Below are 13,158 nucleotides of genomic sequence, written 5' to 3'. Positions count from 1 at the left end.
GTGCGACGAATTGAATCAGGGAAGTGTGAGTTACCACCATCGATGATGATGTCACCCGGTTCTAAATGAGGAATTAATAATTCGATGAAATCGTCAACCGGTTGACCGGCTTTTACCAGCATCATTACTTTGCGTGGTTTTTCCAGGGAAGCAACTAAATCTTCAATAGAGTGAGCTCCGATGAAATTTTTACCGGCACCGCGACCGTTAACAAATTTGTCAACTTTTTCAACAGTACGGTTGTAAACGGCTACTGTATAGCCTTTGCTTTCCATGTTCAAAACCAGGTTTTCGCCCATTACAGCTAACCCGATTAAGCCAATATCTGCTAATTTTTTCATTTTTATTACTTTGAATTTATTTCCTTTAAATCTGAATTATTTTTGCTCAGTTTGAAATCCGATGGTCTTGAGTTTTTCGATTGTTTCAGCCGGTACATTTTCGGTAAGCACAGTGAATACCGGAAATTCGCGTCGAACAGGATAATCGCCTCTTAACTTTTCAAAATTCTGAACGTTTGCCCGTAGTGCAGCATCATCTTGACGAATGTCGTAAGTTGACAGAATTGCTTTGCCAATGATTTGCTCCTCGGTACACATGAAACCATCAAGCTTGATTTTTGTTTGCTCCGGAAGCTCAATATTTGGTGAAGTCCAGTCATCAACCCCCAATTTGAAAAATCGACTGATGGCCTGAATGCTCATACTTGTGCCGTTTGCTTTTCCATCCTTGGAGTAGCCGGCAATGTGCGGCGTTGCAATATCGCAGGCAGCGAGCAAGTCCAGATCAATATCCGGTTCATTTTCCCAGCAATCCAGAATCAATCCATTGATTTTATTTTGATTGAGCGCCGATTTTGCCGCTTGACTATCGACAACTTCACCCCGACAAGAGTTGATAACAAAAGGCTTATTCGGAAGCTGATTGAAAAACTGCTCGTTAGCCAGATGATAAGTCGCATCTTCACCTGCCATGTTCAATGGAACGTGCAAGGTGATGATGTCTGCTTTTTGTTGAATTTCTTCAATCGAAACGAATTTCCCGGCTCCTTCCTTTCGTTCTCGTGGAGGGTCGTTCAGGAGAACATTCATCCCAATAAGTTCGCAGAACCGGGCAACCTTTGAGCCAACCTGACCAACACCCACTACGCCAATCGTTTTACCTTTTAATTCAAACTTATGTTTTTCGGACAGAACAAAGAGGGTAGAGGCTATGTATTGTTCAACCGATTTACTATTGCATCCCGGAGCATTGGTCCACTTAATTCCGGCTTCGGCACAGTAATTCGTATCTATATGGTCGAAGCCAATGGTGGCTGTAGCGATAAATTTTACGGTTGAGCCACTTAGCAGATCTTCATTGCATTTTGTTCGTGTTCGGGTAACCAGAACATCGGCATCTTTTACGATATCAGTAGTTGTTTTTGCTCCCGGAAGGTAGATCACCTCACCAAAAGGCTCCAGGGCCCCTTTGATGTAAGGTATTTTATCGTCGATAATGAATTTCATGTTTCCAAATATAAAATGAAACAACAAGAAACATCGTTCTCATAAACTTTATTCTTTGATCTCCTGCTAAATATATTAGGTTAGAAAGTTTGTCTATGCTGAATGTTCTGTTTTTCACTATTTTGTGTAATATTCTTTTACAATTTCTTCTAAAACGGCATTGGTTCGGGCCGCAGTTTCTCCGGTGCTAACACATTCTTCCTCACCTCGCAGTGACTTCACAACATTTTTAACCAAATTGTGTGAGATGTTTACAGGGTTTGTAAATCCGAAGTGTTCGATTCCTTTTGTTGTTGTTAACTCAACATCTCCGTGCATAAAGCAAGGAAGGCTCAATTTGCCTTTAGTGCCCGTAATTTCAATTTTGTCTTGCTCTGCCGATTGATCGACCACAAAACACCAGTTGCCTGTTCCGGTAACACCATTTTCAAAATTAAATGCTGCAGTTACGGTGTCCTCTGCAGGATAATACCCGGCTTGGTTGCAGGCCAAACCTTTTGCCATTGTTACAGGGCCAAAAAGAAAATCGAGAAAATCGAATTGGTGTGAGGCCAGGTCATAAAATAATCCTCCGCCTGCAGTTTCGGGATCAACCCGCCAATTGTCATGTGCTATGGGGCTACGATCACGCTCTTCTGCTGCTTTGTGAAGTACAATTGAAACAGTTAGTACCTTTCCGATGACTCCTTGGTCGATAAACTCTTTCACCTTTAAATAGGCGGGGAGTGTTCGTCGGTAGTAGGCAACATTGAGCGGCATACCAGTTTCTTGTGAAACTTTAAGCATTTCACGACATTCCTTGTAATTAGTAGCCATAGGCTTTTCCACATAAACAGGTTTACCTGCCTGCATTGCTTTGATGGCATATGCGGCATGCGTCCCCGGTGGTGTCGCTACATAAATCGCGTTTATTTCCGGATCGTTGATTAACTGGTCGGCATCGGAATACCACTTTGGAACTCCATGCCGGTGTGCGTAATCGGCCGCTTTTTCTGCATTGCGGCGCATTACTCCTATCAATTTCGAATGCTCTGTCTTTTGAAATGCTGGTCCGCTTTTTACCTCGGTAACATCACCACAGCCAATGATACCCCATTTTACAGTTTCAAGTTTTTGGTTCACAGTTTTGAGTTTTCAAATTTCGAGCTCCAAGTTCAACTGTTGTAAGTTTGAAAATCGGAGATCTGAAGATTTGTATGCTAATATTTAAATCTCTCCCGGTAGGCCCATAAGCCGATAGCTGGATTTGAGATGTAGAAAATTTCTTCACCGTCGGGCATTAGATTGAAGCCATCTTTTAGTTTTTCCGGCTTGTACTTTTCAGTAACTTCATCGTAATCACCATAAATAAAGCCGACACTTTCAATTTCTTCCTTTGTCAAATTTCCTGGCTTTTTCCCCGGACAATAAGTAATTGAAAAACGACCTTCTGATGAACCGTGGATTAAGTGAGCTGCTGCACCCAGATTATCCTGAAGCTCTTGATTTTCTTCGACCGCTTTCAAAGTTTGGGGCGTGCCAAAATAGCCGTACTTGCGGATTAAACCATCAATGATCTTGTCCTCGCCAAATTCTTTTAAGGCGGGGGCTAAGACAATCAACTCTCCATCGTCGTCGATAGCCATGCGGGTCCGGTAAACCGATTTGTTCCCTAGCCAAGTTGATTTAAACTCAGTAGGATCGAGCCAAACAACAACCTTTTTCAAAGGGCGGTCAAGCATTTCAAAGTTGACCTCCAACGACAATTTGGCTGCTTTATCGAATACCTCGAAATCGTCGCCGATGAACAGTCCACGACACTTTACTTTGCCATCTGTTTTATCCAGACCAACGACGGTTTGAACGTACAGGATAGGCATATTTTGCGTGAAATTGTCCGATGCATAGTTGAAAACCTTACGCACTGGTGTATCAGCGTGTCCCATCATGCGCTCCATACCATAAGCGGCACCAATGAAATGGCTTTTGTTGATCCCTTCCGAACCGCCGGTGCCAACGAAAATATTTTTGTTGTAGTTAGCCATTCCAACAACTTCGTGGGGAACAACCTGCCCGATGGATAAGATCAGGTCGAAATTACCTTCGATTAAAAGTTTATTGACTTGTGCCGGCCATGGAAATTCCACTGCACCTTCTGAAACCTCTTTCACAAATTCGGCAGGTACTGTGCCCACTGTTACAACATCGTTGCGCCAGTCATGAGGTCGAATCAATGATTCGGGTAGCTTGCCAAACATGTGATGGATTTGTTCCGGGGTCATGGGGGTGTGGGTTCCTAATGCCGGAAGCACGTCGGTTAATTTATCCCCGTAATATTCCCAGGTTAATTCTGTTAAGTCGCCCGAACGACTTGGTAAGCGAGTATAGTCCGGCGGAATCGCCAAAACCTTGTTTACTCCGTTTAGTTGGTCGAGTGCTGCAAACAAACCTTTTTTCAGATCGTCTTTGCTTAACTCGTGGCTCGTTGAGCCAATTTCATAATAAATCATAGTATTTACGATTTAACGATTTAAACCGATGCAAACCCAAGCGTCTACTTTGGTTTGTATAAGATATAACCAAAGTAGACTGCTCGTTGTTTAGGCTTCGTGCTTATCTTTTTACGCGAGCGTTGCCTTGCCAAATACTCCAAACCATTTCTTCATCGGCTGGTTGAGCATAGTCGGTCAGGAACGTTGTTGCCAGTGCGCCTGTTGCCCAGCCAAACTGAGGCCATTTTTCGCTGTCCCAGCCCTTCAGGATTCCGTAGAGCATACCTCCAACAAAGCCGTCGCCACCGCCAATGCGGTCGAGCACATTTATTTTACGAGGTTCAACGATTTGCCAATCGTCGCCAGCCCGCAAAACTGCACCCCAAAGGTGTTCATTGGTACTAATTACCTGGCGTAGTGTTGTGGCAAAAACCTTGGCATTAGGGAAAGCCTTCTTAACATTATTGATGAGGCCTTTGAATTCTTCAATTTCGTCATTAATTGCTTTTCCGCCTGCGTCCGGACCTTTTATGCCGAAACACAATTGGAAGTCTTCTTCGTTTCCAATCAAAATGTCAGAAGCTTCTGCAATCTCCGTGAAATTCTTTCGCAATTCTTCTTCACGTCCTTTCCAGAATGAAGCGCGGTAATTCAGGTCGAAGGAAATTAGCGTTCCGTATTTTTTTGCCGTACGGGCTATTTGAAGGCAGAACTCACTTGTGTCGGGCGACAAGGCAGCGATTAAACCTGAAAGATGTACAATTTGGACACCCTCTTCTCCGAAAATACGCTCCAGATCGAAATCTTTTACATTTAAAGTACGGCCAACTTCGCCGGCACGGTCATTTTGTACGCGAGGTCCGCGAGAGCCAAAGCCACTGTCGGCAATATTGAACTGGTGACGATATCCCCAAGGATCACCTTGAGCTACTTCCGGTCCTTCGTAATCCATGTGACGTGCATTCAGGTTACTTTTAATGAACGCCGCGATCGGGCTTCCTTTAACGAACGTTGTGAGTACTTTCACCGGCAGGCCCAGGTATGAAGCAATACTTGCAACATTGGTTTCGGCACTTGTAGCCTGCATTTCGAACAAGTTACTGCTGTGAACCGGTTGTCCGTTTACCGGAGTGATTCGTACCCCCATACTGGTAGGTACCAATAATGAATATTTGAAATTTTCTTTTAATTGAAGATTCATAATGTCAAACTATAGATTGTATTTCAATTATTGCTAAAAAAGTGAGTGATTTAAACTCCGCTGTATGCATTAAAACCGCCATCAACCGGGATTACAATTCCTGTAATAAATTTAGCCAGATCAGATAACAGGAAGAGTGTTGCTCCGTGCATATCATCAGCATCGCCGAATTTTCCCATCGGAGTGCCGTTAACAATTTTTTGGCCACGTGCCGAGTAATTGCCTGTTTTTTCGTCCATTACAAGGAACCGGTTTTGATCGGTGATAAAGAAGCCCGGGGCGATGGCATTAACACGGATTCCGGTTTTGGCAAAGTGAACAGCCAGCCACTCTGTGAAATTATTAACTGCTGCTTTTGCTGCAGAATATGCCGGGATTTTGGTTAGTGGTTTATACGAATTCATTGATGTGATATTCAGTATAGCCCCTTTGCGGTTTTTAATCATGTCCTTGGCAAATACCATTGTTGGCAACAAGGTCCCTTTGAAGTTGAGGTCGAAAACATGGTCGAAACCTTCCATCTTCAATCCAAAGAAAGAATCTTCAAGCTTATCGATATTGCTCTCTGTTAGTTCTTCAACTTTGGTTGTTGCTGCAGGACTGTTACCGCCGGCTCCGTTAATCAGGATATCAATATCACCTAACTGATCGTTGATAATCACTTTGGCTGCCTGGAGCGATTCCTGATCCAAAACATCACCTTTGACCCCGATAACTGTTGTGCCGTAAGTTGAACTAATTTCCTGGGCAGCTTTATCGGCAGCTTCTTTGTTTCGACCTAAAATGGCAATTTTAGCCTTGACCGAGGCCAGTGCTTTCACCATTTCGATGCCTAAAACACCATAGCCACCGGTTACTACGCATACTTTTCCTGAGAGATCATTAAAACTAATTGGTTCCATAATTGCTTAGATTAAATTCTTTATAATAGTCCAGGTTTTCCTTGGTTACGATATCAATTGAGGTGTAGTTGTCTGTTCTCACCTGTTTCTTTAAAATAATGTGATCGAAAAGGGCTTGAATTGCTTGGTGGCCTTGTTCTTCTGGTCGTTGGCAAATTAAAAAGTCAACGACTCCGGAACGTAGAAATTCGGCATTTTTAGGAACAAGGTCATGCCCGATTAAACGAACATGTTGAATATTTCGGGTGACCAAATACTCTGCGATCCGATGCACTTGTGAGTTGGTGACGAATATTCCGCTGACACCGCCTATTTCTTTGATCTTATGGTCGATCATGTCGAAGAAGTGAGGATCATTTGCATTTTCAATTTCAAATGAATAAAGTTGTTCAAAGGCTTCACCTGTTTTGGTTTCAAAGTAATTGTAAAACCCTTTTTCCCGTTGTTTTGGGTGGTTTTGATTGTCCAGCTCTTTCCCAAAGTGAATAACCAAAATTGTTGCATCCGGAGGCAGGGAATAGTCAAAAAGCTTGGCTGCCAACATTCCGCTTTGAAATGAGTTTTGGCCGATGAAGCTTAGTTTGTTTCTGCCCGAAATGCTGGAGTCGATAAAAACAAAAGGAATCTGCTTCGCATTTAGTTTTTCAACAAATTCATTCGATTCGCGATAGAAGAAAGGGGCTAATACAACTCCCTCGGGTTTACTTCCCATGATCAACTTCGCTTTTTCGGCAAACGAAGCAGGATCGTTTTGCGAAAATTGATGGAGTTTAATTGAAATGCCGTATTGTTGAAGTTCCATTGCTGCTTCGCGGACACCATTTAACGGTTTGTTCCAGTAGGCATCCTTGTTTGCGACTTCCGGCAAAAGAACTGCGAATTCGTGTGTTTTCTTTGAGGCAAGCGTACTTGCCAGTAAATTGGGCCGATAATCAAGCTCTTCCAAAATCTTTAGTACTTTTGCCTTGGTTTCGGCATTTACTTCTCCTCGGTTATGGATTACCCGATCGACAGTACCGATCGACACATTGGCCTTTTCAGCAATGTCCTTAATCCGTATTCTTTTAGTGGTCTTGATGGCAATTATATTTTTAAGTTGACAATTAATTTCCGGTGAAAACAAATTTACAGAAAATTTGATATTTTCGTGTTCGTACACGGGAAATATATTCTAAAACATGTTTTGATGAAATTGACTGATATTAATTGCTTCGCATAAATATATGTTTTATTTTCGTGTGCGAACACGGTTGTTTTTTGCAGTCTTGTTCAAAATAAAATTAGTCAAACACTAAATTTAATTCGGTTATGAAAATAGGAAAGTACAGTTTCGGCGTTGGCGATCGCTTCGCTCACCAGGGTGAAGCACAGTTGAAAGCTTTAATGAAAGCTAATGCTCAAGGTGTTGAAGTAACTCCGGTTTGGAATAAGTCGAACCGTGAGCACAATACAATTCACTCCGAACCTATTCAAACTCGTCAGGAGGCAGATGCGGCTGTGAAAGCTTTAGGCTGGAATGGTCAATATTGCGTTGATGCTGATCATATCAACCTGACTAATGTAGACCGTTTTGTTGATGTTTCGGACTTCTTTACCTTGGATGTTGCCATGTATATTGGTAATGCATCATCAGATGAAGAAGTAGCAGCATTTATTGAATCATGCAAGCCTCTGGGGACTGAAATTAAGATTCCTGGAGTTGACGAACCAATTATCGTCACCGATGACCTTTTAAAAGAAGTTGCCGGCAAATTCTTAGCAGCCATTAAAGAGGCCGGAAAAATTTATCGTCATATTGAGTCCGTAAAAGGGAAAGATAATTTTATTACAGAAGTATCTATGGATGAGGTTGAATTGCCTCAAACTCCGGTGGATATGTTCTTTATTTTGAAAATGATTGCCGATCAGGAAATCCCTGCTCAAACGTTTGCTCCTAAGTTTACTGGTCGTTTCAACAAAGGCGTAGACTATGTTGGTGACACTGTTCAGTTCACGAAAGAATTTGAAGCAGACCTGATGGTGATTGATTATGCCGTTAAACACTTTGGTTTACCTGAAACACTGAAGTTGAGTGTTCATTCAGGTAGTGATAAGTTTACCATCTATCCAATTATGGCCGATTTGCTGAAGAAGCACGATAAAGGCTTACACATTAAAACGGCTGGAACAACCTGGTTGGAAGAAGTAATTGGTTTGGCACTTGCAGGTGATGATGCTCTGGAGGTTGCCAAAGAAATTTATGCCAATGCATTGGGCCGTAAAGATGAACTTTGTGCTCCTTATGCTGATGTAATCGATATTGATGATAGTAAATTGCCAACAGTTGAGGAAGTTGCCGGGTGGAGTGGTGAGAAATTCGCGAACTCCCTGCGTCACATTCCCGGTCATTCGGAATACAATTCTAATTTCCGTCAGTTGATCCATGTTGGCTATAAAGTTGCTGCTGAACTGGGTGATAAGTACGTTGGCCTGTTGGAAAAATATGCTGATGTTGTTGGCAGCTGTGTTGAAGAAAACATTTATGACCGTCATTTAAAACGGTTATTCAATTTATAAAAACCAAAAATCAAGAAAGATCGGAAGATGAAAAAGTTTATGGATGAGAATTTTCTGTTGAAAACAGAAACCGCTCAGAAATTGTACCACGAGTATGCGGCTAAAATGCCAATTTTTGACTACCACTGTCATATCAACCCTAAAGATATCGCAGAAGACCGCCAGTTTAAAACGGTTACAGAAGTTTGGTTGTATGGCGACCACTACAAATGGAGAGCGATGCGTACAAATGGCGTTGACGAACGCTTTTGTACAGGTGATGCAACAGACTGGGAAAAGTTTGAAAAATGGGCAGAAACAGTGCCTCACACATTGAGAAACCCTTTGTATCACTGGACACACCTGGAATTGAAGAAATTCTTCGGTATTGAAAAGTTATTGAGCCCGGCTACTGCAAAAGAGATTTACGACGAATGTAATCGTTTGTTGAACACTCCTGAGTATAGCGTACGTGGTTTGATTCGTAAAGCGAATGTGAATACAATTTGTACAACAGATGATCCGGTTGATAACCTGGAATATCACAAACAAATTAAAGCGTCAGATTTCGAAGTTGCTGTATTGCCGGCTTGGCGTCCTGATAAAGCCATGATGGTTGCTGATCCTGCATTCTTCAATGATTACATGGCTCAGCTGGAAAAAGCTGCCGGATTGGACATCAAAACATTCGGTGACTTGATCGCTGCTTTGGATAAACGTCACGAATTTTTCCACGAAAACGGTTGTCGTTTGTCTGACCACGGTTTGGATACTGCTTTTGCTGAGGCTTACACTGCAGAAGAAATCAGTGCAATCTTTACTAAAATCCGAGGCGGTGCTTCATTAACTGATGAAGAAATCCTGAAATTCCAATCATGCATGTTGTATGAGTTTGGAGTAATGGATCACAAACGCGGATGGACACAACAGTTCCATATTGGTGCACAGCGTAATAATAACACTCGTTTGTTCAATAAATTAGGCCCTGATACCGGTTTCGATTCAATTGGCGACGTTCCTGTTGCTGCGCCTTTGGCTAAATTGCTGGATCGTCTGGATATGGAAAATAAATTGACTAAAACAATTCTGTATAACCTGAACCCACGTGATAACGAATTGTACGCAACTATGTTGGGTAACTTCCAGGATGGTTCTGTACCTGGAAAAATCCAGTACGGATCAGGTTGGTGGTTCCTGGATCAGAAAGATGGTATGACAAAGCAGATGAACGCGCTTTCAAACTTAGGATTGTTGAGCCGTTTCGTAGGGATGTTAACTGACTCTCGCAGCTTCCTGTCTTATACTCGCCATGAATATTTCCGTCGTACACTATGTGACCTGTTGGGTACTGATGTTGAAAACGGAGAGGTTCCTTACGATATGGAATTGCTGGGAAGTATGGTCGAAAATATTTGTTTCAACAACGCGAAGGAATACTTTAATTTTTAGTCATTCCGAATAACGTGAAATCGATTGCACAAATCTTGGAAGATTCAAAAAGAGTTGTATCTTTGCAATCGATTGCACAAGAAATTAAATGTTGAAATAATATGAATAAGAAAGTTGTTACATTTGGAGAAATCATGTTGCGTTTAGCAACCCCTGGTTATTTACGTTTTGCACAAACCGATACGTTCACTGCAACTTATGGTGGTGGTGAGGCAAATGTGGCCGTTTCATTGGCTAACTACGGTCTTGATGTAGAATTTGTAACTCGTTTGCCTAAAAATGACATCGGCGAAGCCTGCCGTATGGATGTGAGGAAGTATGGTGTTGGTACAAACAACATCGTATGGGGTGGTGACCGTTTAGGAATCTATTTCCTGGAAACCGGAGCTGTTAGCCGTGCATCAAAAGTGGTTTACGACCGTGCCCATTCTGCAATTGCCGAAATTAAGCCAGGTATGGTAAACTGGAGAGAAATCTTCAAAGATGCAAAATGGTTCCACTGGACAGGTATTACTCCTGCAATTTCACAAAGTGCTGCTGATGCTTGTTTGGAAGCTATTCAAATTGCAAACGAAATGGGCGTTACTGTTTCATGTGACTTGAACTACCGTAAAAACTTGTGGAAATACGGAAAAGCTTGCGGCGATGTTATGCCTGCTTTGGTTGCAGGAACTGACGTTGTTTTAGGTAACGAAGAAGATGCAGCAATGGCTTTGGATATCCATCCTGAAGGTGTTGACGTAACTGGTGGTCATGTTGAAGGTGCTGCTTACGAGTCGGTATCAAAACAAATCATGGCGAAATATCCTCGTGTGAAAAAAGTAATTACAACTTTACGCGGATCAGTTAACGCTAACCACAACTCTTGGGCTGGTGTTCTGTTTGATGGTGAAAAATTATATGAATCTCCGCAATACCAAATTACACACATTGTCGACCGTGTAGGTGGGGGTGACTCTTTCATGGGTGGTTTGATCTACGGTTTATTAACTTACACCGAAGATGATCAAAAAGCATTGAACTTTGCTGTAGCTGCTTCATGTTTGAAACATACAATCTATGGCGACTACAACCGTGTAACAGTTGCAGAGGTTGAAAAATTGATGGGTGGAGACGCTTCAGGGCGTGTATCTCGATAAATTTTTGACCCCCTCCAAAATGAAGGAGGGGGTTTTTGACTTTTAATACATATCGTTTTTTAATACATATCAAACATTAGTTATGGCTCGTTTTTCCAGAATTGAAGTAGCAATTAAAATGAAAGAAACTGGCGTTGTCCCAGTATTCTATAATAAAGACATTGAAATTTGTAAATCAGTTGTAAAAGCATGTTACGAAGGTGGAATCCGTGTATTCGAATTCACCAATCGTGGCGATTTTGCACACGAAGTATTTACAGCATTGGTAAAGTGGACTGCTGTTGAATGTCCTGAAATGATGTTGGGTGTTGGTTCTATTATCGATGGACCTACAACTGCACAGTACATCCAGTTAGGTGCTGACTTTATCGTTGCACCAATTGTTGACGAAGAAATGGCACGTATCTGTAACAAGCGTAAAGTGGCTTGGAGCCCAGGTTGTGGTTCAGTTACTGAAGTTGTTCGTGCTCATGAATTGGGTTGTGAAGTTGTAAAAGTATTCCCTGGTTCGGCAGTTGGCGGACCTGATTTCGTAAAAGCTGTCAAAGGACCAATGCCTTACGCCAGCATTATGCCTACCGGTGGTGTTTCTCCAGACGAAGCAAACATGAGCGGATGGTTTAAAGCAGGAGTTCACTGTGTTGGTATGGGATCTCAATTATTCCCGGCTGATGTATTGGCTAAAAAGGATTGGGCTTTCATTACAGCCAAGTGTGCTGAAGCAATTGCGATTGCTCAGAAATACAAGTAATTTGAATAATTCGATTTGAATTGAGATATTTAGGGGAAATATGCTTTTGAAGCGTATTTCCTCCTAAAATTAATTTATCCGGTTATGCTTATTATTTGATCAATGATAGCATTACCGGATAGATAGTTATATAGCTAATAAAATTCTCAGTCAATCAATATAAACAAGCAAAAATAAACTAGAATGAATAAAACAAAAGTATCTGTTGGAAAGTACAGGTGGACGATTGCTGCCCTCTTGTTATTTTCAACGACAATCAACTACATGGACAGGAACGTCATCGGTTATCTGAAAGACTATTTCTGTTCAGTCGAAGGTTTCGGTTGGTCCGCAACCGACTTCTCTGTCCTGACATCAATCTTTACGGCATTTTACGCTGGCTTTACCTTAGTTGCTGGATGGTTTATTGATAAAATCGGAACTAAACTAGGGATGGTATTTGCCTTATCAACCTGGTCCGTTGCTGGTATTTTAAGTGCCTTTATGGGACATGGTTTGGTTGCACATAACTTCGCTCGTGCTCTTTTTGGAGCCGGTGAAGCAGGTAACTTCCCTGCATCTATTAAAACAGTTGCCGAGTGGTTCCCTAAAAAGGAACGTGCATTGGCAACCGGTATTTTTAACTCAGGATCGAATGTTGGTGCAATGATTTGTGCCTTGATCATTCCATTGATTTTGTATGCCTGGTACCCAACTGCTGAAGGTGGTCACTTATTCCTTGGTGTTTTACATGGCTGGCAAATGGCCTTCATCATTACCGGTGTGATTGGTTTTATCTGGTTGATATTCTGGAAAAAATTATATGGTGCCCCTAAAGAAATGTTGGAAAAGGGGAGAATTAGCCAAGCTGAATTCGACTATATTCACAGTGATGATGAGTATGCTTCAGATACTCAAGAAGTAAAAACGAAAGTGCCATGGGGTAAAATGTTGAGCTATCGCCAAACTTGGTCATTTGTTGTTGGTAAGTTCCTGACTGACGGTATTTGGTGGTTCTTGTTATTCTGGTTGCCAACTTACATTAAACAACAATTCTGTGTTGGTTTGTCACCTGAAGAAACAAAGTACACGGTGATGATTGCGACTTTTGTGGTTTATGGTATTGCCATTGTAGGTTCTGTTTATGGTGGTGCAATTCCATTGCAGTTTATGAATAAAGGTTGGGAAGCTTATAAAGCTCGTATGACTTCAATGTTGTTGAT

The 13,158-nt window shown here is 41.9% G+C and carries 12 protein-coding genes; 5 read left to right on the top strand and 7 right to left on the bottom strand.

The features are described 5' to 3' along the window. From AC37HE_RS03295 to AC37HE_RS03265, 7 genes are all read right to left on the bottom strand, one after another. Positions 1-341 (bottom strand): NAD(P)-binding domain-containing protein (locus AC37HE_RS03295; RefSeq protein ID WP_500781357.1); only part of this gene is annotated, 341 nt, incomplete at its 3' end. A gap of 36 nt (positions 342-377) precedes the next feature. Next, entirely contained in the window at positions 378-1,508 is a 1,131-nt protein-coding gene (gene pdxB / locus AC37HE_RS03290) for a 4-phosphoerythronate dehydrogenase PdxB (RefSeq protein WP_500781356.1), read from the bottom strand. A gap of 117 nt (positions 1,509-1,625) precedes the next feature. Further along, a complete protein-coding gene (locus tag AC37HE_RS03285; protein ID WP_500781355.1) occupies positions 1,626-2,630 on the bottom strand; it encodes a Gfo/Idh/MocA family protein in 1,005 nt (334 codons plus the stop codon). Between the two features lie 77 nt (positions 2,631-2,707). Next, positions 2,708-3,997: a nickel-dependent putative hexonate epimerase gene (locus tag AC37HE_RS03280; protein ID WP_500781354.1), complete on the bottom strand. Its 1,290-nt coding sequence runs from the start codon at positions 3,995-3,997 to the stop codon at positions 2,708-2,710. 103 nt (positions 3,998-4,100) lie between these two features. Further along, complete coding sequence (locus AC37HE_RS03275) at positions 4,101-5,180, bottom strand: sugar kinase (protein WP_500781353.1); 1,080 nt, start codon at positions 5,178-5,180, stop codon at positions 4,101-4,103. 50 nt (positions 5,181-5,230) lie between these two features. After that, positions 5,231-6,082 carry an SDR family oxidoreductase gene (locus tag AC37HE_RS03270; protein ID WP_500781352.1) on the bottom strand — a complete coding sequence of 284 codons (852 nt, stop codon included), beginning with the start codon at positions 6,080-6,082 and terminating at the stop codon, positions 5,231-5,233. Then, entirely contained in the window at positions 6,069-7,241 is a 1,173-nt protein-coding gene (locus tag AC37HE_RS03265; protein WP_500781351.1) for a LacI family DNA-binding transcriptional regulator, read from the bottom strand. The genes AC37HE_RS03270 and AC37HE_RS03265 overlap by 14 nt, the downstream gene beginning before the upstream one ends. A 149-nt stretch (positions 7,242-7,390) precedes the next feature. Here AC37HE_RS03265 and AC37HE_RS03260 point away from each other — a divergent pair, with 149 nt between their 5' ends. The 5 genes from AC37HE_RS03260 to AC37HE_RS03240 form a co-directional block, all read left to right on the top strand. Beyond that, the gene (locus AC37HE_RS03260; RefSeq protein WP_500781350.1) at positions 7,391-8,638 is read left to right on the top strand and encodes a tagaturonate epimerase family protein; all 1,248 of its coding nucleotides are present in this window, start codon (positions 7,391-7,393) and stop codon (positions 8,636-8,638) included. A 27-nt stretch (positions 8,639-8,665) separates the two neighbouring features. Then, a complete protein-coding gene (gene uxaC / locus AC37HE_RS03255) occupies positions 8,666-10,066 on the top strand; it encodes a glucuronate isomerase (protein ID WP_500781349.1) in 1,401 nt (466 codons plus the stop codon). A gap of 101 nt (positions 10,067-10,167) precedes the next feature. Continuing rightward, positions 10,168-11,205, top strand: a complete 1,038-nt coding sequence (locus tag AC37HE_RS03250) for a PfkB family carbohydrate kinase (RefSeq protein WP_500781348.1) — start codon at positions 10,168-10,170, stop codon at positions 11,203-11,205. 82 nt (positions 11,206-11,287) lie between these two features. Next, positions 11,288-11,956: a bifunctional 4-hydroxy-2-oxoglutarate aldolase/2-dehydro-3-deoxy-phosphogluconate aldolase gene (locus tag AC37HE_RS03245; RefSeq protein WP_500781347.1), complete on the top strand. Its 669-nt coding sequence runs from the start codon at positions 11,288-11,290 to the stop codon at positions 11,954-11,956. 183 nt (positions 11,957-12,139) lie between these two features. Beyond that, positions 12,140-13,158 (top strand): MFS transporter (locus tag AC37HE_RS03240; protein WP_500781346.1); only part of this gene is annotated, 1,019 nt, incomplete at its 3' end.

Source organism: Mangrovibacterium sp. (assembly GCF_059905295.1).
Note: the sequence above shows the minus strand (reverse complement) of the source record. Positions and strands in the feature narration are given on the sequence as shown.

Excerpts from the sequence above, each read along its gene's own strand:
- AC37HE_RS03250 (WP_500781348.1), top strand. The coding sequence starts at position 10,168 with ATGAATAAGAAAGTTGTTACATTTGGAGAAATCATGTTGCGTTTAGCA.
- AC37HE_RS03280 (WP_500781354.1), bottom strand. The coding sequence starts at position 3,997 with ATGATTTATTATGAAATTGGCTCAACGAGCCACGAGTTAAGCAAAGAC.
- AC37HE_RS03275 (WP_500781353.1), bottom strand. The coding sequence starts at position 5,180 with ATGAATCTTCAATTAAAAGAAAATTTCAAATATTCATTATTGGTACCT.
- pdxB (WP_500781356.1), bottom strand. The coding sequence starts at position 1,508 with ATGAAATTCATTATCGACGATAAAATACCTTACATCAAAGGGGCCCTG.
- AC37HE_RS03260 (WP_500781350.1), top strand. The coding sequence starts at position 7,391 with ATGAAAATAGGAAAGTACAGTTTCGGCGTTGGCGATCGCTTCGCTCAC.
- AC37HE_RS03270 (WP_500781352.1), bottom strand. The coding sequence starts at position 6,082 with ATGGAACCAATTAGTTTTAATGATCTCTCAGGAAAAGTATGCGTAGTA.
- AC37HE_RS03245 (WP_500781347.1), top strand. The coding sequence starts at position 11,288 with ATGGCTCGTTTTTCCAGAATTGAAGTAGCAATTAAAATGAAAGAAACT.
- uxaC (WP_500781349.1), top strand. The coding sequence starts at position 8,666 with ATGAAAAAGTTTATGGATGAGAATTTTCTGTTGAAAACAGAAACCGCT.